General features: G+C 62.9%; 26 protein-coding genes. 10 read left to right on the top strand and 16 right to left on the bottom strand.

The genetic code is table 11. From position 1 onward, the window contains the following. Positions 1–36: 36 nt before the first annotated feature. Genes EJ068_RS22740 through EJ068_RS22725 form a run of 4 tightly spaced genes read right to left on the bottom strand, consistent with a single transcriptional unit; the run spans position 37 to position 4,006 of the window. Positions 37–897 (bottom strand): sugar phosphate isomerase/epimerase family protein, encoded by an 861-nt coding sequence (locus tag EJ068_RS22740; protein ID WP_127250852.1) that lies wholly within the window; start codon positions 895–897, stop codon positions 37–39. A gap of 8 nt (positions 898–905) precedes the next feature. After that, positions 906–2,054, bottom strand: a complete 1,149-nt coding sequence (locus EJ068_RS22735) for a dihydrodipicolinate synthase family protein (RefSeq protein WP_126079148.1) — start codon at positions 2,052–2,054, stop codon at positions 906–908. 27 nt (positions 2,055–2,081) lie between these two features. Beyond that, positions 2,082–2,864: a 3-ketoacyl-ACP reductase gene (locus EJ068_RS22730; protein WP_127250851.1), complete on the bottom strand. Its 783-nt coding sequence runs from the start codon at positions 2,862–2,864 to the stop codon at positions 2,082–2,084. Next, a complete protein-coding gene (locus tag EJ068_RS22725) occupies positions 2,861–4,006 on the bottom strand; it encodes an acyl-CoA dehydrogenase family protein (protein ID WP_127250850.1) in 1,146 nt (381 codons plus the stop codon). Before EJ068_RS22725 ends, EJ068_RS22730 begins: the two co-directional genes overlap by 4 nt. A 159-nt stretch (positions 4,007–4,165) precedes the next feature. On the opposite strand from EJ068_RS22725, the gene EJ068_RS22720 reads away from it, so the two are divergent. From EJ068_RS22720 to EJ068_RS22710, 3 genes are all read left to right on the top strand, one after another. Beyond that, positions 4,166–5,182, top strand: coding sequence for an aldo/keto reductase (locus tag EJ068_RS22720; protein ID WP_127250849.1), 1,017 nt, complete (start codon positions 4,166–4,168; stop codon positions 5,180–5,182). Further along, positions 5,179–5,658: a MaoC family dehydratase gene (locus EJ068_RS22715; protein ID WP_127250848.1), complete on the top strand. Its 480-nt coding sequence runs from the start codon at positions 5,179–5,181 to the stop codon at positions 5,656–5,658. The genes EJ068_RS22720 and EJ068_RS22715 overlap by 4 nt, the downstream gene beginning before the upstream one ends. Positions 5,659–6,303: 645 nt before the next feature. Further along, a complete protein-coding gene (locus EJ068_RS22710; RefSeq protein WP_127250847.1) occupies positions 6,304–6,927 on the top strand; it encodes an NAD(P)H-dependent oxidoreductase in 624 nt (207 codons plus the stop codon). A gap of 239 nt (positions 6,928–7,166) precedes the next feature. On the opposite strand, the gene EJ068_RS22705 is transcribed toward EJ068_RS22710, so the two are convergent. Genes EJ068_RS22705 through EJ068_RS22695 form a run of 3 tightly spaced genes read right to left on the bottom strand, consistent with a single transcriptional unit; the run spans position 7,167 to position 11,039 of the window. Further along, positions 7,167–9,446 carry a xanthine dehydrogenase family protein molybdopterin-binding subunit gene (locus tag EJ068_RS22705; RefSeq protein WP_129554868.1) on the bottom strand — a complete coding sequence of 760 codons (2,280 nt, stop codon included), beginning with the start codon at positions 9,444–9,446 and terminating at the stop codon, positions 7,167–7,169. A 2-nt stretch (positions 9,447–9,448) separates the two neighbouring features. Beyond that, on the bottom strand, positions 9,449–10,471 hold the full coding sequence (locus EJ068_RS22700) for a xanthine dehydrogenase family protein subunit M (RefSeq protein WP_127250845.1): 1,023 nt from the start codon (positions 10,469–10,471) through the stop codon (positions 9,449–9,451). A gap of 1 nt (position 10,472) precedes the next feature. Further along, positions 10,473–11,039: a (2Fe-2S)-binding protein gene (locus EJ068_RS22695; protein ID WP_245463195.1), complete on the bottom strand. Its 567-nt coding sequence runs from the start codon at positions 11,037–11,039 to the stop codon at positions 10,473–10,475. Between the two features lie 241 nt (positions 11,040–11,280). Between EJ068_RS22695 and EJ068_RS22690 the strand changes: the two genes are divergently transcribed. The 3 genes from EJ068_RS22690 to EJ068_RS22680 are packed head-to-tail and all read left to right on the top strand — an operon-like array spanning position 11,281 to position 13,207. Next, positions 11,281–11,721 (top strand): PPC domain-containing DNA-binding protein, encoded by a 441-nt coding sequence (locus EJ068_RS22690; protein WP_127250843.1) that lies wholly within the window; start codon positions 11,281–11,283, stop codon positions 11,719–11,721. 47 nt (positions 11,722–11,768) lie between these two features. Beyond that, positions 11,769–12,200 carry a GFA family protein gene (locus EJ068_RS22685; protein ID WP_127250842.1) on the top strand — a complete coding sequence of 144 codons (432 nt, stop codon included), beginning with the start codon at positions 11,769–11,771 and terminating at the stop codon, positions 12,198–12,200. Then, positions 12,194–13,207 (top strand): ATP-dependent DNA ligase, encoded by a 1,014-nt coding sequence (locus EJ068_RS22680; RefSeq protein ID WP_127250841.1) that lies wholly within the window; start codon positions 12,194–12,196, stop codon positions 13,205–13,207. Before EJ068_RS22685 ends, EJ068_RS22680 begins: the two co-directional genes overlap by 7 nt. Before the next feature lie 132 nt (positions 13,208–13,339). Here EJ068_RS22680 and EJ068_RS22675 read toward each other — a convergent pair whose 3' ends face one another. After that, positions 13,340–14,551: an FAD-binding oxidoreductase gene (locus tag EJ068_RS22675; RefSeq protein ID WP_127250840.1), complete on the bottom strand. Its 1,212-nt coding sequence runs from the start codon at positions 14,549–14,551 to the stop codon at positions 13,340–13,342. A gap of 143 nt (positions 14,552–14,694) precedes the next feature. Here EJ068_RS22675 and EJ068_RS22670 point away from each other — a divergent pair, with 143 nt between their 5' ends. Beyond that, complete coding sequence (locus EJ068_RS22670) at positions 14,695–14,976, top strand: hypothetical protein (protein ID WP_127250839.1); 282 nt, start codon at positions 14,695–14,697, stop codon at positions 14,974–14,976. Positions 14,977–14,979: 3 nt separating this feature from the next. Here EJ068_RS22670 and EJ068_RS22665 read toward each other — a convergent pair whose 3' ends face one another. The 3 genes from EJ068_RS22665 to EJ068_RS32755 all read right to left on the bottom strand — a co-directional run bounded on the left by EJ068_RS22665 (position 14,980) and on the right by EJ068_RS32755 (position 16,803). Next, positions 14,980–15,729, bottom strand: a complete 750-nt coding sequence (locus EJ068_RS22665) for a metallophosphoesterase (protein ID WP_127250838.1) — start codon at positions 15,727–15,729, stop codon at positions 14,980–14,982. Continuing rightward, entirely contained in the window at positions 15,722–16,528 is an 807-nt protein-coding gene (locus tag EJ068_RS22660; protein WP_127250837.1) for a hypothetical protein, read from the bottom strand. Before EJ068_RS22660 ends, EJ068_RS22665 begins: the two co-directional genes overlap by 8 nt. Before the next feature lie 113 nt (positions 16,529–16,641). Continuing rightward, positions 16,642–16,803 carry a hypothetical protein gene (locus tag EJ068_RS32755; RefSeq protein WP_189341621.1) on the bottom strand — a complete coding sequence of 54 codons (162 nt, stop codon included), beginning with the start codon at positions 16,801–16,803 and terminating at the stop codon, positions 16,642–16,644. 238 nt (positions 16,804–17,041) lie between these two features. Here EJ068_RS32755 and EJ068_RS22655 point away from each other — a divergent pair, with 238 nt between their 5' ends. Continuing rightward, positions 17,042–17,404: a DUF982 domain-containing protein gene (locus EJ068_RS22655; protein WP_245463193.1), complete on the top strand. Its 363-nt coding sequence runs from the start codon at positions 17,042–17,044 to the stop codon at positions 17,402–17,404. Between the two features lie 2 nt (positions 17,405–17,406). Here EJ068_RS22655 and EJ068_RS22650 read toward each other — a convergent pair whose 3' ends face one another. The 4 genes from EJ068_RS22650 to EJ068_RS22640 form a co-directional block, all read right to left on the bottom strand. Continuing rightward, the gene (locus tag EJ068_RS22650; protein WP_127250836.1) at positions 17,407–17,661 is read right to left on the bottom strand and encodes a hypothetical protein; all 255 of its coding nucleotides are present in this window, start codon (positions 17,659–17,661) and stop codon (positions 17,407–17,409) included. Positions 17,662–17,748: 87 nt separating this feature from the next. Beyond that, positions 17,749–17,964, bottom strand: coding sequence for a hypothetical protein (locus EJ068_RS22645; RefSeq protein ID WP_127250835.1), 216 nt, complete (start codon positions 17,962–17,964; stop codon positions 17,749–17,751). Positions 17,965–18,376: 412 nt separating this feature from the next. Then, entirely contained in the window at positions 18,377–18,547 is a 171-nt protein-coding gene (locus EJ068_RS32750) for a hypothetical protein (protein WP_189341984.1), read from the bottom strand. A gap of 122 nt (positions 18,548–18,669) precedes the next feature. Next, on the bottom strand, positions 18,670–19,059 hold the full coding sequence (locus EJ068_RS22640) for a response regulator (protein ID WP_127250834.1): 390 nt from the start codon (positions 19,057–19,059) through the stop codon (positions 18,670–18,672). A 107-nt stretch (positions 19,060–19,166) separates the two neighbouring features. Between EJ068_RS22640 and EJ068_RS22635 the strand changes: the two genes are divergently transcribed. Together EJ068_RS22635 and EJ068_RS22630 are read left to right on the top strand one after the other, a co-directional pair. Then, positions 19,167–19,910, top strand: coding sequence for a Crp/Fnr family transcriptional regulator (locus EJ068_RS22635; RefSeq protein ID WP_126079162.1), 744 nt, complete (start codon positions 19,167–19,169; stop codon positions 19,908–19,910). After that, positions 19,910–20,998 (top strand): HWE histidine kinase domain-containing protein, encoded by a 1,089-nt coding sequence (locus tag EJ068_RS22630; protein ID WP_127250833.1) that lies wholly within the window; start codon positions 19,910–19,912, stop codon positions 20,996–20,998. The genes EJ068_RS22635 and EJ068_RS22630 overlap by 1 nt, the downstream gene beginning before the upstream one ends. A gap of 176 nt (positions 20,999–21,174) precedes the next feature. Here EJ068_RS22630 and EJ068_RS22625 read toward each other — a convergent pair whose 3' ends face one another. After that, positions 21,175–22,110 carry a hypothetical protein gene (locus EJ068_RS22625; RefSeq protein ID WP_127250832.1) on the bottom strand — a complete coding sequence of 312 codons (936 nt, stop codon included), beginning with the start codon at positions 22,108–22,110 and terminating at the stop codon, positions 21,175–21,177. Between the last annotated feature and the right edge of the window lie 125 nt (positions 22,111–22,235).

Below are 22,235 nucleotides of genomic sequence, written 5' to 3'. Positions count from 1 at the left end.
GGTTGCGAGCGATGCCCCGCTGTCCAGCTTCTGTCTTCAACAAACGGATCGGAAACGCTCCACGCAAGTGTCCAGCACGTCCCCGGGTTCACGCTTCCACCAGTTCTGCGCCGAGAACACCTCCACCTCGCACGGCCCGTCGTAGCCGGCCGCTTCCACCGCCGCGCGGATCGCCTTCAGGTCGGCCACGCCCTCTCCCATCATGCCGCGGTCGAGCAGCACGTCGCGTGTCTGAGCCAGCCAATCGCACAGGTGATAGCCAAAAATGCGTTTCGGCCCGGCCCGCAGCAATTCGCCGGCGAGCGCGCGATCCCACCAGACGTGGTAGACGTCGACCGCGACGCCAACGTTGGGCGCATCAATGGCAAGGCAAAGATCGACCGCGTCGCGCATCGTCACCAGGCAGGAGCGGTCGCCACCATAAACCGGATGCAGCGGCTCCAGAGCCAGGCGAACGTTGCTGGCCGCCGCGTAGGCTGCAGCTTCGGCGACACGGTCAGCGACCAGCTTGAGGCTTTCGCCGATGCCTTTCGTTCCCGGCTCGACCCCACCGCAAACGATGGTCAGAACAGGCGCGCCGAGACCGGCGGCCATGTCGATCGCGGCGCGGAAATCGTCCATGATCGCCGCGCGGCCGGGCAGCGCAAGCGGGCCGGTGAGGTAAGGCGCGCGGCACAGTCCGACGACACTCAGGCCGGCCGCGCGAACCCGCTCGCCGATCTCGACGGCGCGGTCGCCGATTTCGCGACGCCAGAAGACAATGCCGGGTATGCCGCGCTCAGCGCAGGCATCAAGCACACGCTCGATAGGCCAGCCCGCGCCGTGCCCGTCCAGATTATGGCCGAGCGTCGCCGTATTGAGCGCCAGCGCGGAATGGTTCGCCGTGAAGTCGCGCATGTTTCCGGTCAGAGCCCATAAAGGGCAAGCAGCTTGCGCATGCGTGCGGCCGCCAGCTCGGGATCCGCCAGGAGGCCGCAGCCGTCGGCCAGCTTGAACACTTCCACGAAATAGGGCAGCGGCCGCATCGACTGGGCGCCCCCGAGCATGACGAAATGATCCTGGAACCCGTTCAGCCAGGCGAGGAACACGACCCCCGTCTTGTAGTATTGGGTGGGCGCTCGAAAGATCAGGCGCGCGAGCGGCACGGTAGGATCCAGCGCGGCGTGGAACCCCTGGCTATCGCCCCGGCCGAGCCGATCGATGGCGTAGGCGGCGGCCGGCGCCAAGGGATCGAAGATACCAAGCAGAGCGTGCGAGAACCCCTGTTCGTCACCCGCGATCAGCTCCGGATAATTGAAGTCGTCGCCGGTATACATCTTCACGCCGGCGGGCAGACGGCGGCGCATCGCGATCTCCTTCTCCTTGTCGAGGAGGGAAATCTTGATGCCGTCGACCCTAGCGGTGTTGTTTCCGATGATCGCCAAGACCGTCTCGAGCGCGTCCTCGAAGCGGGCGGCTCCCCAATAACCCTTGAGGGCCGGATCGAACATCTCTCCCAGCCAGTGCAGGATCACCGGCCTGTCGCAGCGCGCGAGCACATCGCCATAGATCGAAACATAATCCTCGGGCGAACGCGCCACGGCCGCCAATGCCCGGCTGGCCATGACGATCAATCTGCCGCCGACCTTCTGGATGGCCTCGAGCTGCTCGAAATAGGCTCGGCGAACATCGTCGAGCGTGCGTGCATCGGCCGGTCCGAGCTGATCGGTGCCGGCGCCGTTGAAGACGAGCGCGTCGGGCAGCTCGCTCCTGGTCCTGCGGATCAGCTCCAAGGCCGAAGGCCAATCGAGGCCCATGCCACGCTGCGCGGTGTCCATCGCCTCGGCGATGCCGAGGCCGAGGCCGTGAAGATGGCACCTGAATGCCATCGTGGCCTTCCAGTCGATGGCGGCGGGACCGCCGGGATCGTTGAAGCTGAAAGGATCCGCCACAACATGGGCCGCCGACAGCACGGTACGTGGCGCATCAGAGGGCAATCGCGCGGCCGGAATCGTCTTGCCTTGAAGCCGGTAGTCGGAAAGTCTGCCCGTGTTATCCGGCAGTTGGATGATCATGGCGTTCTCCCTGACGATACGCCGCAGTCAGAACCGCGGCACCAGCATGCCCGCGTCGACGGCAATGACATGGCCGGTCGTATAGGGCAGCTCGCCCGTGGCGAGCGTCGCCATGACGCGACCGACATCTTCCGGCTTGCCGAGGCGGCGGATCAATGTCAGCCCCTCCTCGTCGATGCGGCGCTGATAAGTCTCGCTGACCGCCTTGGTCATGGCCGTTTCGATCAGGCCAGGCCTGATGTCGAAGACAGCGATGTTCTCGCGACCAAGGCGGACGGCGAAGACCTGGCTGACCATCGCGGACCCGGCCTTGGACACGCAATATTCGGCGCGCGGCTCCGCCACCGCCGTGGCATTGGAGGAAGAGACGTTGATCAGGCTGTAGAAGCGGCCGTCATCGCGCTCGCGGGCAAGCAGCCGCCTGGCCCAACGCTGCGACAGGAAGAACTGCGCCTTGGTGTTGATTGCCTGGCAGCGGTCGTAGCTCTCCTCCGTCACGTCGAGCGGGTCGCCGCGAGAAATGACCGACACGCCGGCATTGTTGATCAGCGTCGACAGGGGACCGATGGCGGCCTCGGCGGCTTCGAGCATGCTTTCGTGGCCGCCGAGATCGGCAACGTCGCCCGCGACACGCGCGACCGGGCGGCCGAGCGCAGCGACGGCGGCTTCGGCGGCTTTCAATTCCTCGTCATCGGACGGACCGTTGAGCGCCACGCCGAATCCGCGCCGGGCGAGCTCCAATGCCGTCGCAAGCCCGATGCCGCGGCTCGATCCCGTGACGAAGGCTGCATGACGCGATCCGGCACTCACGCCCGGGCTCCATGCTTGAGGAGCTCGCGGGCGATGATCATGCGCTGGATCTGGTTGGTGCCTTCATAGATCTGGGTGATCTTGGCATCCCGATAGAGGCGCTCGACCTCGAAGCCGCGTATGTAGCCGGAGCCGCCGAAGACCTGCACGGCATCGGCGGTGCGCGCCACGGCTATGTCTCCCGCGAAACATTTGGCGATCGAGCAGGCCTTGGTTGCATTCTCCCCCGCATCGATCTTCTCGGCGGCGCTGCGCACGAGCAGACGGGCCGCCTCGATGTCCTTCGCCATGTCGGCAAGCAGCCACTGCACGCCCTGGAAATCGGCAATCGGCTTGCCGAACTGACGCCGCTGCTGGGCATAGTCGACCGCTGCCTCGAGCCCGGCCTGCGCTATGCCGACGGCCAGCGAGGCGATGCCGACACGCCCCTTGTCCAGCACGCTCATCATCATGTGGAAACCGCGACCTTCTTCGCCCAGCAGCGCTTCGGGACCCAGGACGACATCGTTGAAATTGAGCGCGCCGACCTGGCTGGCCCGCTGACCCATCTTATGTTCCTTCGGACCGCGCTCTATTCCCTTGGCGTGCAGGTCGACGATGAAGATCGACATGCCGCGATGGCCCGCATCCTTGTCGGTGCGCGCCAGCACGAAACCGACGTCGGCGACCGGCGCGTTGTGGATCCAGATCTTGCCGCCGTTCAGCCGCCATCCGTCCCCGTCGCGCGTCGCGGTGGTGCGTATCCCGGAAACATCGGTCCCGGCTTCAGGCTCGGTGATGCAGTAGGCAGCCTTCTTCTCGGCGCGCATGGCCGGACCCAGCCACTGCTGCCGCTGCGCCTCGCTGCCATGCTGGACAAGCAAGGTGCTGATCAGCTCGACGAGGCCGCATTGATCGGCGACGGACGCATAGCCGCGCGACAGCTCTTCCATCACCAGCGCATAGGTAAGCGTGTCGAAGCCGGGACCGCCCATGGCCTCCGGAACGCCGATACCGAAGAGACCGAGCTCGCCCATCTGCTCATATATCTCGCCAGGAAAGCGCTCATCCCGATCAAGCGCCTCGGCAACTGGACGAATGACATCCTCGGCAAACTGGCGCGCCATCTCGCGCACCTGCTGCTGCGTTTCGCTCAGCGGCACGGCCGACCTCCCTATGTAACTATCTAGTTACTCCTACGCTGGAATCGTCGGCGGCGTCAAGCGGCGGACTTCGCATCGCCATGCGTTGCCGTTACAAGTGCTTGCGGCTTCGGTCGAACTTAACTAGAAATAACCAGATGGTTACTAATGGAGGATATCATGAAGCCATCTGACAAGCGCGTATTCGGCCGGTCCGGCCTCAACGTCACGGCCTTCGCGTTCGGAACCGCTCCCATCGGCAATTTCCTTCATCCCATAGACGAGCAGACTGCGGATGCCATGATTCAGACCGCATGGGACGCGGGCATACGCTTCTACGACACGGCGCCGATGTACGGCCACGGCCTCTCGGAACTGCGGGCCGGGCATTCGCTGCGCTGGAAGAAGCGCCACGAGTTCGTCCTCGCCAGCAAGGTGGGCCGGGTGCTGAAGCCCGCGAAGCGCTCCGAGATCGACTTCGCGCCGTGGTCAAACGCCGCGCCGAACACCATGAATTTCGATTACTCCTACGACGGCACAATGCGGTCGTTCGAGGATTCGCTGCAGCGCCTGGCGCTTGAACACATCGACATGCTGTTCATCCATGACATCGATCGGTTCACCCGTGGCGACGAGCAGCCGGAAGTTTTCCGGCAGGCGATGAATGGCTGCTGGCGGGCATTGGAGAAACTGCGCTCCGAAGGCGTCGTGAAGGCGATCGGCGTTGGGGTCAACGAATGGCAGGTTTGCCACGAGGCGCTGAAGCAGCGCGACTTCGACTGCTTCCTGCTGGCGGGCCGCTATACGCTGCTCGAACAGGAAGCCCTCGACGAGTTCCTGCCGCTTTGCGTCGAGCGCGGCGCGGCGGTGCTGGTCGGCGGGGGCTTCAATTCCGGCATCCTGGCCACGGGCGCCGTTCCCGGCGCCAAGTACAATTATTCACCGGCGCCAAAGCCCGTCATGGAGAAAGTGGCGAAGATCGAGGAGGTCTGCCGCGCGCATGGCGTGCCGCTGCCGGCCGCCGCCTTGCAGTTCGTGGTGGCGCATCCGGCCATCCCGTCCTTCTGCGCCGGCACTCGCACCGTCCAGCAACTCGAGCAGAACCTTGCCTGGTTCAGTTACCCGATCCCCGGCGAGTTCTGGCAAGACCTGAAGAAGAACGGGCTGTTGCGGGAAGACGCGCCGGTGCCGGCATGAGTGTCGACGTCCGAGGGAAACCGCTCACAGGCCTCGGGTTGAGCTACGAGGGCGTGGAGATCGGCGACCATTTCGAAACGCCTTCCACAGAAGTGACCGCGGCCATCATAGAAGCGTTCGCGGAAATGACCGGTGACCGGTTCGAAATCCATATGAGCGACGAGGCGGCACATCGGCACGGCTTCCCGGCGCGTGTAGCGCATGGTCTGCTTGTGCTGTCCCTTGTCGATGGTCTGAAGAACAATGCCGTCGCCCGGTTCCGAGCCGTGGCCTCGCTCGGCTGGAGCTGGAGGTTTTCAGCCCCGGTGCTCGCCGGCGACATCATCAAAGCCGAGGTGACGGTCGCGGAAAAGCGGGCCACTCGCAATCCGGCCCGCGCGATTGTTCGTCTGCGGTTCGTCGTTTGCAATCAGTGGGGACGGACCGTACAGGAAGGCGAGAACGAGTTGATGATTTATCGACGTGACATGGCTTGAGAGAATTCGCTCCTGCCTCCATAGAGGCAAAGCACGCGATCTGTTTTCAGGCAACGACGGAGCTTGACTCTACGCCTGAGATGAGGCGCAAGGCTGACATTCCTTGCGCATGACTTTCGAATATCGCCTAAGATTGAAGATGCTCACTCCGCCAGTCCCAAGATGATGACGGTTTCAATCTCCGATACGCTGCCTCCGCGTAGCGAACCCTGAGGCTCGATCACCGCGCCATCCGAGATACAGTGGCAAGGGACGCACAGGTTCTATTGGGGAACCGAACCTATCCATTTCTGTTGGTAGCAACTGCGGCTGACCTTCCCTACGCATCTGAAAGCAAACGAGGATTTTTTTCACTTAGATTCCGCCTCTGGCACCAGCGACTTAAGGTTGTGCGTATCTGCACCTAAACCTTTGTTTTTCAATGCGATGTTCTTTCGTTACTATCTTCAACAGCCTAACCGCAACATTCGGCTCCGTTAGCCGGAACCGAACTGGCGCTTGAGGCGCGTGAGGTCGCGACGGCATTCTGGCCACGCCCACCTTGCCAATGAAAACACCTGACTCTTTCCGGCTGGCTGTTGCGCAGAAAGAGGCAACCAGTGGCTGCCCTTCGCGTTGGTCATCATATTCAGCCGGGAACATTCGATGCCGCTCACCGCTTTTGCCTTGAATTGCACACTCAAGATTCCTCGGGACGATGACGAGTCCTCGACCGATCGAATGCTTGCCGAGTTGACCAACGCTTTGGCGGCACATGACGTCGGATGCGAAACGGCACGTGCGCTCGCCCACAATATCAAGCCCGGCGTGCTCTCCGACCTGGGCGAAGCCGACGACTGGCCGAAGCTGCGGGAAAAGATCCTGGCCGCCGACATCTTCATCCTTGGCCTGCCAATCTGGATGGGGCAGCCGTCGTCCGTTGCCAAGCGCGTGATGGAGCGGATGGACGCATTCCTGTCCGAGACCGACGACAGCGGACGCATGCCGGCGGCAGGCAAGGTCGCGTTGGTGGCGATCGTCGGCAATGAGGATGGCGCCCATCACTGCCATGCCGAGTGCTATCAGGCGCTCAACGATGTCGGCTTCACCGTTCCCGCCAATGGCGGCGTTTACTGGGTTGGAGAAGCGATGGGCGACGTCAACTTCGTCGATCTTCCCGGGACACCGGAGAAAGTCGTCAGCATGATCAAGATGGCGGCTTCCAATGCCGCTCATCTGGCCGGGCTCTTCAAGACCAAAAACTATGCCGGCGTGCCTGCCGGCGAGTGACATCGTACTCTTATCGCCCGGCCAGGACATCGGCATTTCCGCCGATGCCCGCACCGGCAAAGGAAGAATGGCGCTTGGACCGAAGGTGCGGGACAACGCCTATAGCGCCAACTGCCGGGGGCGTCGCCTATGTTGCCTCTCCAGGCGCTAATGCCGACCAAGTCCGCGTGCCGAGGATCATCTTCGGGAGCTGGACGCACGGCTGAGCGCCTTGCCCGTCCGAAGGAGTAGCAGGACTGTTAGACGAGCAGTTGCTCGATCCTGATCGGCAGGTCGCGGATACGCTTGCCGGTGGCGTGATAGACCGCGCTGGCGACGGCAGCGGCCGTGCCGACATTGCCGAGCTCGCCGAGGCCTTTCACGCCGGCGGGATTGACCGCATGGTCGACCTCCGGCACCAGGATCACCTGCAGGTCCTTGATGTCGGCATTGACGGGCACAAGGTAGTCTTGCAGGTCGCGATTCACATAGCGCGCGTAGCGCCTGTCGACCTCGGTCGCCTCATGCAACGCCTGACCGATGCCCCAGATCATGCCGCCCATCAACTGGCTGCGCGCCGTGCGGGTGTTCATGATGCGGCCGGCGGCAAAGGCGCCGACGATGCGCGGCACGCGGACTTCCCTGGTATAGCGGTTGATGCGGACTTCGACGAACTCGGCGCCGAAGGCGTATTTCACCGAATCCTCGTCCTGCTCGCCGCCATGGAACTCCGGCTTTCCGGCATAGAGCTTCTTCAGCGCCTCCGGCGTCGCGCCCTTGGGGGCGAACTCGGCATATTCCTCGATCGCGCCGACCTGCATGGCTTTCAGGACATCCCCGACCTTGGCCGAGGCGCCGCTCTTCGCCACGATCTTGCCGTCGGCAAGCTCGAATTTCTCATTATGGGAGCTGGCCAGCGGACCGCCTTCCGCGGTCGCTGCGGCGTAGAGCTTGGTGCGGATAGCGTCGCAGGCCATGAGCACCGCCGAGCAAACACTTGCCGTGGAGATCGACCCGCCCGAGACCGGAGCCGGAGGCAGGCTGCTGTCGCCCATTTCGACGCTGATCCTATCGATGCTCACGCCGAGACGCTCCGACGCCATCTGGCCGGCCACCGTGCGAACGCCTGTGCCGATCTCGTGCGAACCGCATTGCAGCCGCACATCGCCGTCGACCGTCAGGCGCACGCGCGCCGCGCATGGCGCGACGGCAGTGGGGTAAATCGCCGTTGCGCAACCCATGCCGACCAGCCAGTCCCCGTCGCGCATCGCGCCGACCTTCGGATCGCGCTTGGCCCAGCCGAAGGCCTCCGCAGCCTGGTCGTAGCACTGGATCAGCGAACGGCTGGAGAACGGCTTCTTGCCAATCGGCTCCGCCTTCGGTTCATTGATCCGACGGAATTGGACCGGATCCATGCCAAGCGCCACTGCCATCTCGTCCATAGCGTTTTCAAGCGCGTAAACATAAGGCGTCTCAGGCGGTGAGCGCATGTAGCCCGGCGTGTTGCGGTCCGCCTGCACCAGCGAGACATGGGTCAGCACCGAGCCGTAGCCGTACATGCGGCCGGTGGCCGACGTGCCGCCGACGACATAGGCGTCCGGGCGCGACGTCACCTCCCAGCCTTCATGCGCGAAGGCGGTGATGCGGCCGTCCTTGCCGGCGCCGATGCGGATGCGGTGCCGGGTTTCGGCCCGGTAGGTCTGCGTGCCGAATGCCTGCATGCGGCTGGTCACGCAGCGCACCGGACGTCCGAGGCGCTTGGCGGCCACCGCCACGATTGCCGTGCGCGGAGTCATCGGCCCCTTCGAGCCAAAGGCCCCGCCGATGAAGGGGCTGACGATGCGTACCTTCGCAGGATCAATCTTCAACTGCCTTGCCAGCTCGACCTTCCAGCCGGTCACATTCTGCGACGGCTCGTGAACGGTCAGTTGGTCGCCTTCCCAGAAGGCCGTCGTTGAAAACAGCTCGATCGGGTTGTGATGCTGCGTGGGTGTCGAATAGCGCTGGTCGATCTTGACCGCGGCATCGGCATAGGCCGCATCGAAGTCGCCCGCCTTAACATCTTCCTTGAACAGAGGGCTCTTTCCGGCGGCAGGGATGGTCGCCGTCCCCGGGCTGTCGAAAGTCGCAGTCGGCTTCTCTTCCTCGTATTCGGCGCGGATCAGCCGCCCCGCTTCTTCGGCCGCCTCGAATGTCTCAGCAACCGCGAGCGCGACGATCTGACCGTCATGGAAGATCGTCCGATCGTGCAGCGGTCCGATAGAAGTCGCGCCGGAATTGCCGAATTTCGGTTTGTCGACCTTGTCCATGTCGCCATAGGTGACGATGTCGAGCAGGCCGGGCACCGCGCGGGCGTCGTCGAGACGAAGCTTCGTCACTTTGCCCTTGGCAATGCTGCTGGTGGCCAGCGCGCCATAAGCAATGTTGGCGGTGGGCAGATCGGCGGGGTAGTGGGCTTGTCCGGTGACTTTCAACCGTGCATCGACGCGCGGCAGCGGTTCGCCCATGTTCTCCTTGGGTCTGGGAGCGGCAGCGTCCATGGTCACACCTTCATGTCTCGGGTTTCAAGCAGCGCCCGCACCAGCGTTCGTTTTCCAAGCTCGATCTTGAATGCGTTGTGCTGGCGCGGTTGGGCTTGGGCGAAGGCGGCGTCGGCCGCCGCTTCTGCCGATGTCTCGTCGAGTTTCTTTCCTTGCAGGCTTTGTTCGGCCGCGCCGGCACGCCAGGGCACGGTCGCCACACCGCCGAGCGCAATGCGTGCCTCGCGCACGGTCTCGCCGTCCAGGTCGAGCGCGACGGCCGCCGAAGCCAGCGCAAAGGCATAGGATTCGCGGTCGCGGATTTTCAGGTAAAGCGAGCGCCGTGCCCACGGCAGAGCCGGCACTTCGATGGCGGTGATGATCTCCTCGGCGGCGAGATCGGTCTCGATATGCGGGGTGTCGCCGGGCTGCCGATGCAGCTTGGCGAACGGGATCTTTCGTGCGCCGCGCGAGCCTTCGGCATGGACGACAGCATCGAGCACGATCAACGCCTGGGCGAAATCGCCATGGTAAGTGGCGATGCATGCATCGCTGTCCCCCAGAACCGCATGCTGCCGGTTGAAGCCTTCCATCGCCGCGCAGCCGGAGCCAGGCACACGCTTGTTGCATTGCCAAGACGTCTCGCGAAAATATTCGCAGCGCGTGCGTTGCAGGATGTTTCCGGCCAGGCTTGCCATGTTGCGGATCTGGCCGCTTGCCGCCAAACGCAAACTGTCGGCAATGACGGGATAGCGCTCCTTGACCTCTCGGTGATCCGCAGCCTCGCCCATACGCACCAGGGCGCCGAAGCGGATGCCGTCATCGGTTACCCGGATTTGCCTCAGTTCAGACTCCTTGAGCCGGTTGAGATCAAGCAGGCGGTTGGGTTCCGCCACGCCGAGTTTCATGTAGTCGGCAAGGTTGGTACCCCCCGCGATGAACTGCGCATTTGCTCGCGTGGGTTGATCGTCGTTGGTCGTGAACCGGGACGCGATCGCGACCGCCGCGGAGACGTCGGCAGGCTGTTCATAGACGAACGGACGCATGTCAGGCTCCCTTCGTCTCGTCGCGCGCCTGCAGGATGGCGGCGACGATGTTGGGATAGGCGGCGCAGCGGCAGATATTGCCGCTCATATATTCGCGGATGTCATTCTCGGATTCGGTGTGACCTTCATTGACGCAACCGATCGCCGACAGGATCTGGCCCGGCGTGCAATAGCCGCACTGGAAGGCATCGTGGTCGATGAAGGCCTGCTGCATCGGATGCAGCTTGCCGTCGCTGGAGGCGAGCCCTTCGACCGTCGTGATGTCCTTGCCTTCGTTCATCACGGCGAAGCTCAGGCAAGACAGCACCCGCTTGCCGTCGACCAGCACCGTGCAGGCGCCGCACTGGCCGTGGTCGCAGCCCTTTTTGGTGCCGGTAAGGCCGGCATGATCGCGGAGGGCGTCGAGCAGGCTGGTTCGGGTGTCGAGCGAAAGTTCATAGGGCTGCTCGTTGATCCTGAGCGACGTTACGACCGGCTGCCTCAATTTTGTTTGGGGGATGACTGGCGCCTCAGCCCGCGCGGTCGATGCTAGCAACGGTGCTGCCGCCGCCGAAACAGTACCTGCCATGAACCTTCTTCGACTGAACCCGTTGTTTGATGTGGAAGGCTGGGACATGGCTCGCTCCTGGCTGGCTGGTCTTGTGCGCTAACCTTTCGATGGTTCCATTGTTCCGGCGCTGAACGCAGAACCGCGACACTTCACCAAACTGTGAGGCTCCTGCTCAACCGGAGTGCCGCGAGGCTTCGCCGGGAACATGCAGCGTGGCGAGGCGTTCTGTGCCAGTCCATCTCTCCGTCAGTAGGGCATCATGAAATCGAAGCTGGTCACTGAAACCTCTGGACAACGAATATTTGTGGTCGTGCTCGATCCGGGCGAGGAAGCCTTCGCCTCCCTCACGGCTTTCGCGGGGCAGAAGGGAATTACCGGCGCCTCGCTGACGGCAATCGGCGCTTTCGAAAGAGCAACGGTCGGCTGGTTCGATTTCGGCTCGAAATCCTACCGCAAGCTACCGGTCGACGAGCAGTGTGAGGTGCTGAGCGCCATCGGCGACATCGCCGTCGACGACAGCGGCAAGCCAAGCCTGCATCTGCATGCGGTGCTGGGCCTGAGCGACGGATCCACCCGCGGTGGGCACCTGCTGGAAGGCGTGGTGAAGCCGACCCTCGAAGTCACGGTGACGGAATCCGTCCATCTGCGGCGTACGAAACGACCGGGCCTCGGCATCGCCCTGATCGATCTCGACGCGTAAAATCTCGCGCTATCGAAACCGCATCTTCGATCGAGCGTTCAAGCTTGATGGAACATGCGGACGTCTTTACGCGAAACGCAGCCCTCGAGCGATACGGCGGATGCCTGTGCGGCAACATCCGCTACCGCCTGACGGGGGAGCCGCGCGTGCATTACTGCCATTGCGATATGTGCCGGCGCACGACCGGGAGCGCCTTCGCCGTGCTTGGCTGGACGCCTGTCGCCGGCCTCTCGTGGCTGACCACGGAACCAACCTACCGCCGCTCCTCGCCGATTGCCCGCAGAAGCTTCTGCCAGTCCTGCGGTACGCCTCTTACCCTTGCCTATGACGCGAACCCGTACGAGGTCGCGATGCATATCGGGACCTTTGACGATCCGTCCGGGCTTGAGCCGCGTCACAATTACGGTTCCTCGCAACGGCTCGGCTGGGTCTGCTGCGGCATCGACCTGCCGCACCATGACACGGAAGAACGATGGTAGCGGCGCGCCGGAGCGACTTGCCGTTGCCATCGGAAACGCCGCCGATGGAAGCGCGAACGGCGGAAGCCTTGCCCGAGGGAAATGGTTCCTGGCAATACGAGCCGAAATGGGATGGCTTCCGCTGCCTTGCCTTCAAGGACGGCAAGGCCGTCGATCTCAGGGCGAAATCCGGAAAGCCGCTTGGCCGTTACTTTCCCGAATTGGTGGCGACGATGCAGAGCCTCGATGCGGAGGATTTCATCGTCGACGGCGAGATCGTCATCGAGATCGACGGTCGCGCTTCCTTCGATGCGCTGCAGATGCGGCTGCACCCCGCGGAGAGCCGTATCCGCAAGCTCAGCATCGAGACGCCGGCGCGGCTGATCCTGTTCGACATGCTGGTCTCCCCGGGAGGCAAGATCATGCTCGAACGACCCTTGCGGGCCCGGCGCGAGGCTTTGGAGGCCTTTCTGTCCAAGGCGACCAATCCCGGCCTCCAGCTGTCGCCATCGACCACCAATGTCGCCACCGCCAGGCAATGGCTGCAAGGCGCCGGCCACGGCCCGACCGATGGTGTCGTCGCCAAGATGCTCGACGAGCCATATCGGCCAGGCGAGCGCGCGATGGTCAAGGTCAAGCGGCTGCGCACCGCCGACTGCGTGGTCGGCGGTTTCCGCTATCTGAACGGCAAACGACAGGTCGGATCGCTTCTGCTCGGCCTCTACAACGACAATGGGCAGCTCGATCATGTCGGCTTCACATCGACCATCGCCAATGAAGACCGCGCGGCGCTCACGGCGAAGCTCGAGGCGTTGCGCGGAGGGCCGGGCTTCACCGGCAAGGCGCCGGGCGGTCCGAGCCGCTGGAGCACCGAGCGCAGCGGTGAATGGGAGCCGGTGAAGCCGGACCTGGTCGTCGAGGTTCGTTTCGACCATGTCACCGGTGAGCGCTTCCGGCATGGCACGAGGTTGCTGCGCTGGCGACCGGACAAGGCGCCGCGGCAGTGCACGTTCGAACAGATCGCGTAGCCTCTAAAGCGCGTCGCGTTAAACCGGATTCATGCGACGCGCTTTAGGTTTTTGTTTCATGCATGTCGTCTTCCCAAAACCGAGATCACTTTTGGGCGACATGCATTAATCTGTCGGAGACAGCCTGGAGGATCATCCCTTGAACTCGAAGAGGCTCGCATCCGCATCCTCCTTGCCGGCGATGGAAGCCGAGACGATCTCGGACGCGATCTGTGAAAACGTGATTCCGTTTCCGCCGTAGCCCATCACCGCATGAACGCGCGCGTGGCCGGACACACTGCCGATAGTCGGAAGTCCGGTGTCGGTGGCTCCGAACGAGCCGGTCCAGGCGAATTCCGCCGCGGTGTCGAGTCGCGGGAAGATTTTGCCGAGTTTCTCCTCAAGTCGGTCCCTCTTTTCCGCGATCAGGGCGTCACGCCTCTCCTCGTCGGTGAACTCCTCGTCTTCGCCGCCGCAGATCACGCGACCATCGGCTGTCGCCCTGAGATAGAGATAAGGGTCCGAAGCTTCCCAGATCAGGGCGGCGAGCGGCCAGATCTTCTCCGGCTGCGGCCGGGTGGCAATCGCCCATGTCGAGATGATGCGATGGCGTATCTTCGGCACGATATCGAGCAGCTCGTAGCCGGTCGTGAGCACAAGATGGCGAGCATGGATCCTCGGACCCTGGCGCGTCGCCACCGTCACGCCGAGGCGGGTATCTTCGATCGCCGTCGCTTCCGTCGGCGCATAGAACCGCGCTTTGCCTAGCAGCGCCCTCATCAGCAGTCCGGACGTCAATTTGCGTGGATCGAGCGCCAGATTGCCATGGCTCAGAATCGCTGCGGCGCGCTCTATCCCGAAATCTTCTCTCAGCTTCTTGCGTGGCAGGAAGGACGCTCCAATGCCTGCCTCACGACGCGCTTCGGCCTCGCTGTGCAGCTCCGGTGCATCGAGCCGATTGCCGGCCAAATAGAGCGACGGCGTCTCGGCCGACCGGCAGCGAATATCGAGTTCCGCGATGCGTCCGCGCAGGTTGAGCAGCGACAGCCGCGAGCGGATCCAGGCCTGCCGCGCGGCATCGCCTCCAATCATCCTGGACAGCCTTGTCAGCGGTTGATCGATCTCGAACGCGACGAGCGCCGTCGTGGCAGCCGTCGAGCCCTGCAACGGCCCACGCCTGTCGATGCAAATGACGGCGTGGCCGTCGCGGGTCAAAGCTTCGGCCATCATCGCGCCGCTAATGCCCATGCCGACGATCAGGACATCGGTCTTTGCATCTCGGGTCAGGCGTTCCGCCGGCACCGCGGGCGAGCGATAGGCAGACCAGACAGGTTTGCCGCTTCTGAGATCGAGCTGGCGAGGCATGAAAGTTCCCGGTTCCGCACGATAAGTCACAAGGCGCCGTGCTGTTCCCGGGCAACCGCGCCAACCATCCGTGATTGGATATGAAGCGGAACAACTGTTTCGGCGAGAGGTTCTTCAGTTGAAGCTCAGAAATGGAGAACCTCATGGACCCGCGCGACAAACAGCGGCCTGCAAAGACCGACGAAACCGAAGCGCCGACCATCGAACAGCAGGACTGGGACGCTCTGGAGGGCAGCAGGATCCTGCCTGACAGCGTCGCGGTGAACGGTGATCCGCAGGACGATGCCGAAGCCGAAGGGGACCTTCCGGAAGAGGATGACGACAACCCCTTCCAGGACAGCGACGAAGCCTTGCCCGACGATGAAGAGGAGCGTGTCCTGTCGAAGGACCCTTCCAAGGAGGGCAGCCGGTTCGACGAGGTGTAACGTTCAGATTTCGAGCAGCGCGTAGGGACGGCCCGTCGGCTTCGTGATGTGCATGGCGACGTTATAGACTTTGGCGCCACCGGGGGTCTGGCCTTCGAAGGTGCCACGATGGGCATGGCCGTGCACGACCGCGCTCACCTTGAACCTGTCGATCGTTTCGGCAAGCCGCGACGATCCGAGGAACGGAAAGATTTCCGGCGGCTCGCCGGCGACCGTCTCCGCGATCGGCGCATAGTGAAGCACCACCAGCGTGCGCTTGGCGCGGACCTGCCGCATGGCGTTCTCGAGCCGCATCGCCTCGTTGACGCTCTCGGCCACCATGGCCTTGATCGCCGGCTCGCCGAAAGAGCCAAGCATCCGCGAGCCGAAGCCGCCGACAAAACCCTTGACGCCGACAAAGCCGACTTCCATCAGCTCCGTCGCTTGCCCATCGAGGAGATAGACACCGGCCTGGCGGAGCGTCGCCGCGATCTGGTCGACGCAGCCGGATTCGTAATCGTGGTTGCCGAGCACCGCGACCACGGGAATGGAGCAGGCGCGCAAATCCTCCGCGAGGAGCTCGGCCTCCTTCGGCTTGCCGAGATTGGTGAGATCGCCGGTGAGCACCAGGACGTCTGCTTCTCGGGAAACCTCGCCGAACAGGTCGCGGTAGGAAGTCTGCGCATCTTCCTGAACATGCAGGTCGCCCATGGCGGCAATCTTGACCTTGCCGTTGCCGCTCGCTTTGCGGCCCGTCCTGCTTTGTTCAGCCATCGCGGAATTCTCCAACGCCGCCGACGCCGGCGAAGCCCCATTCCTTGACGTCGATCTCGTAGTCGACCTGCGACAGAAGCCGGCCGCGACAGATCTTCATCCGCGGCGAAGGCAGTTGCCGCTGCGTGGCGAGCCGGTCGAGCAGATTGTCGAGCAACCAGTCGGGAATGTGGTCGCGTTCGCTGGGATAGATCCATCTGAAATTCAGCAACTGCATCAAGAGCACCTCCCAGTGGGTGTCGAGATAGGAGAGCAATCTTTGCCAGTCGATCTGCTCATGCGCCTTGAGTATGGTATGGGCGATGTCGGCGCCGTCATGCCGGCCCCTGTCCTGGATGAAGCATTTCGACCAGATAAGCTCGGTCGGGCCGATGATCCTGACCCGGCTGCCCAGCAGCTCGACCTGGCGGGCATGCTCCAGCCACTGGTCCTTGACCTGCATGGTCCCGTTGGCGGACGCAAAGATCACGTCGAAGAAATGCGGGCCCTGGAAGACCTTGCCCAGCCAGCGGTCATCCTCGATCACGACGGCGTAGCCGATATCCTTGAAATGGGTGAGGATGCGTGGGCAATCGCCGGGCTTGCAGAAGATGTCGAGGTCCTTGGTCTGGCGCACGACACCGGTATAGGCGCTGACGGCATAGGTCCCGGCGACCAGAAAAGGAATGTCGGTGGCGGTGAGCTCGCGGATTGCATGCGTGTAGAACGCTTCCGCCTCCGCGCTCTTCAGCGTCGGCTCCGCCTTTGCATCGATAACCGGCAGCGTCGCCAGCACTCCCGGCAACTCGTCATTGGCCATCAACCGTTGCTCCGGCCTTCGATCTTCATTCCCATGTTTCGGTAAACAGCGGCAGACCGGCGTTGTTCCGCGCTTGACGTCACGCTTTGACGAGCTTCGCCAGGACAGAGGCGCTAGTCGCCTTCGTCCCGGTACAGACGCTGGGTTGCCCGGTCGCTCTCGCGCCGCTCTGCCGGTCCGCGGCGGCGGCGGGTAAGGAGAACGTAGACGATCACGAGCATGAGAATGAGGGGACCGCCCGCGACGACGATGAACCACAAGTCGGTGCCTGACATTGATCTTCCTTCCCGGATTGAAGGCTGTGCTCCCGCAAGCAGAGGCGCAGGTGGTGCGCTAACCGGTGAAAGGTTCAAATGTTCCGCTGTCGGAACGGAGACCGCACATCAGTCGTTGGTGGCTTGAACACGCTGGCAGCTCACCATGACCCGTACGGATGAAGCCCGACCTGCGTTTTCGTCCGTGACACAGGATTGCAGGCCGGGCCTGGCCTAAGTGAGGGACAAAGGCCAACCTATGTTGCACGATGATTGCGCCGCCGCCTTAAATAGGTTGTTGATGGCGGCGGGGATTGAGCGCTTCTCTTTGGGCGAATGGTCAGCGGCAAAAGCGATCATGCGCTCAAAACGCATCAAACGTTTTCGCAAACCGGTTATCGTGCAGCCCGGCCGGATCGATCGTGATCGGGTGGTGGTCACTGTGCTGGATGCGGCCGACGTCCTTCTGCATACCTGGCCGAAGCCCAACTCCCGCGCCCGGCATCACGCCATCAGGGCGTGCCTTGCGGTGTTGCGGGACGAGAAGCCGCCACGCGTGGCGCGCCAAGCTTTCGTAGACGCCGCAAAGGACGCCAGGATTTTCCTGGGCGACCAAGCCTGACGCTATTTCTGGCCGCGCGCATCTGGCCGGGCGCCTTGAGCATTTTGCCAAGGCGGATCAAGGCTTCTGTCCCGCCCGATCTTGGCCAGCAACTGTCGGGACTGCTGCAGCAAAATCCGACTTCTGGCGATAGCGGAACCGGTTTCGCCGATCAGACGCTCCGCGCGTCGGCGGGTTTGGAGAAGATGTTCCAGGTCGAGCTGGATGCGAGGCGAGCGCAGATCATCCATGATGCCGAACACCGGGGGAAGCCGCATGTTCCCTTCAGCCGCCAAACCGCTCCAGCGCTGCCATGATAACTCTCAGCGGCCGATGCAGCTCAGGGCGGACAAGAGCGGCGCACATCAGGTACCACCTGCGCCTGTTTGCCCGCTGGCCGGGTGCTGCAACGCTTGCTTGACGGCTTCAATCAACGCCGGCGGGCAGGGTTGGCCTTCGTAGAGATCTTCGTAAAGCGAGCGGACTATGTCCTCTATCGCCACGGACGGATCGGACTGCACGAGCTCGCGCGCAACAGCCTTGATGTCGGAAAAGTCATAGCCATTGGCAGCGGAGACCATTTTGTTCTCTTGTTGCTTGGCTGAGCGCCTCGCGGGCGACCCCAGGCGCCACTCAACCGGGTCCGCCGGGTGACGCTGAAGATATCTGCGCCCGGCTCAGGCCCCCGACAATAACGCAGGTTAAAGCGACTCTTTGCGGGCTCGGATAAATTTCGGCCCTGGCTTACAAGACGGTGGCAACCAAAGAGAGCCGGAGGGCCCGCCTAACTCTACCCCCAGGCGAGGCGGGCCCTTTTGCGATCGGGTCCTGACCGCGCTGAAGTTTCCAAAGAATTTCCGCCTCCCTCGCATGGGTTAATGCGCGGCCCGAGGCCGGCGCAATTATCAAATGCAACACAACAAAAGCGCGGCTAAGGGAGGTTGCGGCTTTGATCAAATATCATCCTGTGCGGCTGAACGAACTCATCGAACACTACATGGAAACGCGTTCCTCGCAGCGCTCGCCGGTGTCGGTCGCCGCGGCCACGAGGGCCATCTTGACTGTCATGCCGGATTGCTCGGTCGAGAGGCCGCAATTGAGCAACATGATCGCGCGATCGGCCGTCAGGCATGGCCATGCCGTGAGCTTCGATTTGACGGCCATCTAAAGCGCGTCGCGACCTTTCAGATCGCTCCATGCGCTTTGGGTTTCGATTTTTACGCATGTCTTTATCCTGAAACCGGTTCCCACTTTCGGGAGACATGCTTTAGTCCGGCACCAACCCATTATCGATCGCAAGGGAGCGGCAGCGACTCGCGCGTCATGTCCACAATGTGGCGCGCCAGTTCCATTGCGTCGCAAGGTTTTTCGAACCTGCGAATCTCAGCAAAGCGTGGGGGGATGGCAGCAGCGTCATAGCCGGTGGCGAACACAAACGGAAGCCGTCTTTCCAGCAGCGCGTCCGCCACGGCAAAGTCGATGCCACCGGCCAGATCGAGATCAAGTATGGCGGCGTCGACGCAATCCAGGTCAAGGGAGTTCAAGGCCTTGTCACGGGTCGCGAAGGGACCGATGACCGTCAGCCCGAGCCCCAAGAGGGCTTTTGTGATATCCTCAGCCAGAAAATACTCGTCTTCCATGACCAGAACACGAGCGCCGGCGAATTTCTCGTTCATGGCAAGCCTCCCGAGGGGAGTCATTTGGACCGTCTTACGCGGTCCGACATTAACATAGGTAAGGTCGCCACCGCATCATTGTGTGTATCACGGGAAAGAGGACTGGGATGAGGCGACCTCTGATCCGCAAGCTTGAGAAATTCACGCGGCTTTCGCAGGCCGACAAGGAGATGCTGGTCAGAATTGCGGCGCAACGCGTCCGACGCTTCGCCGCGCGCGAAGACATCATCCACGAAGGCGAGAAACCTGAGTTCATCAACCTGATCAACGAGGGCTGGGCCTGCCGCTATAAGACCCTCGAGGACGGGCGGCGGCAAATCATTGCTTTCTTCCTCCCCGGCGATCTCTGTGACCTCAACGTCTTCATCCTGAAAGAAATGGACCACTCCATCGGCGCCATCACGCCAGTCGCGGTCTCGGAGATTTCGCGCGCCGCCTTCGACGAGATGATGATCGGACATCCGCGCATCACTCAGGCTCTGTGGTGGGAATCGCTGGTCGCGGCGGCGATCCAGCGCGAGTGGACAGTCAACCTCGGCCAGCGCGATGCGCTCGAGCGGATGGCGCATCTGTTGTGTGAGCTGTTCATCCGGCTGGAGGCCGCCGGCTGCACAAGCGACAGCAGTTGCGAATTCCCGTTGACGCAGACGGAACTGGGCGAGACGCTGGGCATGTCGACGGTTCACGTCAATCGCACGCTGCAGGAGCTGCGCGCCTCGAACCTCATCGTGCTGAAAGACAGGACGCTGACCATTCCCAACCTCCAGGCACTGCAGGATGTCGCGCTGTTCAATCCCAATTATCTGCATCTCGATCGCGAGGGCAGGCATCTCGACGCCAACGAGGAGTGATGTCCAAGGGCCCGCCCAACAAGCCGCTTGAACGCGGTCTGGCAGATGTCAAGACGGCCTTGCGCGGGCATGGGCGCGCCGAAGCCCGGCTGCGTGAGAGCGACGAGACCCTGCGGGATTTCGCCGAAGCCGCCTCTGATGTGCTCTGGGCCCGCAATGCCGACACGCTGCAGTGGGAATACCTGACGCCGGCCTTCGACGCCATTTACGGGATGAGCCGCCAAAAGGCCCTGGCCGGCGACAATTTCGCCACCTGGATCGACCTTATCGTGCCCGAGGATCGCGAGCATGTGCTGGGCCAGATCGCGCGCATACGCGACGGCGAACGCGCAACCTTCGAATACCGCATCTGCCGGCCGGCCGACAGCGAGATACGCTGGCTGCGCGATTCCGGCTTTCCGATGCGCGATGAGGCTGGAAAGGTCGCCCATATCGGCGGCGTCGGCCAGGACATCACGCGCCGGAAGCAAGCCGAGGAACAGCAGCAGGCTCGCTTCGCCGAGTTGCAGCATCATATGCGCAACACGCTGGCCGTGATCCGCTCGATCGTGCGGCGTACGATGGAGAAAAGCGAATCCCTGGACGAAGCCGCGGCTCACCTGGAAGGGCGCATCAACGCTTTCGCCCGCGTGCAGGCGGCGATCACACGCCGTCCGTCGATCGAGATCAACCTGGCATTAATCGTCGCCGAGGAATTGCGCGCCGCCGGGGGCCGGGAGGGCGATAACCTGACGATCGAGGGGCCGCCATTGACGCTCGCCCCCAAGGCTGCCGAGACGATGGGCTTGGCCATCCACGAACTGGCGACGAACGCGTTGAAATACGGGGCGCTTGCCAGCTCCAACCGGGCTGGCCGCATCGACATCGGATGGCGTTTGGAGGAAGATCTGCTCCGCTTCGTCTGGGCTGAAAGCGGTGTTGACGATTTGGAGCAGACCGAGCGGCGCGGGTTCGGTTTCGAGGTGCTCGAGCGGACCTTGCCTTACGAGCTCGGAGCGACGGTGGAGTTGCGGTTCGCTCCGAGCAGTCTCAATTTCACGGCTGCCGTCCCGCTTCGCGCCATTAGAGCAATTGCAGGAAAAGTGTGAGCGGCTTCCGCTGGAAATTGCGAGAAAACAAAGAGATAGAGTGGTTCGCCGCTTCGGTGAAGCGGCGAACCACTCTAAAGCCGTCGCAATCTTTCAGATTCGCTCCATGCGCTTTAGGTTTTTGACTTACGCAGGTCTTTATCCCGAAACCGGTTCCCACTTTCGGGAGACATGCTTTAGCCGACAGCGGTCGTAACCGTCCGGGAGTCGCTGCGCAAATAGCCCGCCTCGTCTTCGTCTCTTTGCCTGCCGCCTAGCGCTGCCGCGACCGCAGCAATGAACGCGCCAATCACCAGCGACAGCGCGCCAACCAGTGCAGCGGCGGCGCTCGCCTTGCGGGCCTTGTCGGCGGCTGCCTTGGCTTTGTTCTTGGCGTCCTCGGCACGCGCCAGGACCTCGTCGACCCGCTTCTGCGCCTCCGCCTGGGGAAGGCCCGTGCGGGATGCCACGAGTTGGGCAAGATAGGCCTTGTCATCCGCGCTCATTTCGCCGTTCGCAGCGCTGATTGTCAGTATGCGCGCGGCCTGTGCCGCGGCGTCCGCGTTGTTTTGGGGCGTTGCCGCCGCTGTAGGCGCGGCCGCGTTGCCGGCCGGCCGGAAGAGCGCGTCCACGAAATAGCCGGCGAGATCGTTAGCGGACGGAGTTTGCGCCGACGAAGCCTGCGAAGCCGCACCGGCGGCCGCGCCGCTCAGCAAACCAGTCGCCGCCTGGGCGCCCGTCCCCGCAATTCCGGAGACCGCCGAGCCGAGGACCGTGGCCACGAGCAGCGTAGCCAGGGCCCAGGCCAGGAACCCATGCGCGGTGTCGCGGAAATACACCTCGTCGGTATGCACGTTGACCCACTTCGTGCGGAGCCGCCCGGCGACATAGCCGCCTAACGCAGATGACAGCCATTGCACGATAACGAGCCAGACCGCGGTCGACACCGCAAATGTCGTCAGGGAAGGGCTACCCCATGGCGACATCATCGCCAAGCCGAGTCCGGAACCGACAAGCATGAGGATGACGGTCAAGGTGGCTGCCGCAAAAGCGCCGGCCACGATCGGCCCCCAATTGACGGCGGAGGATGATGTCTCAATCGTTGCCGGTTCGTCGGCCGGGGAAAAGGTCATCGTGGGCTCCTAACGTGCAAAAAGCATCAAAAGGATGATGATCGGAATTGGAACGCCGAGCAGCCAGAGCAGAATACCTCGTCCCATTTCGTCCTCCTATAAGTAGTGTTCGAATTCTTGTATTT

Origin of the sequence: Mesorhizobium sp. M2A.F.Ca.ET.043.02.1.1 (assembly GCF_003952405.1) — a bacterium.
GTDB lineage: Bacteria > Pseudomonadota > Alphaproteobacteria > Rhizobiales > Rhizobiaceae > Mesorhizobium.
The sequence above is the reverse complement of the archived record's forward strand: the minus strand, read 5'-3'. Positions and strand labels throughout refer to the sequence as shown.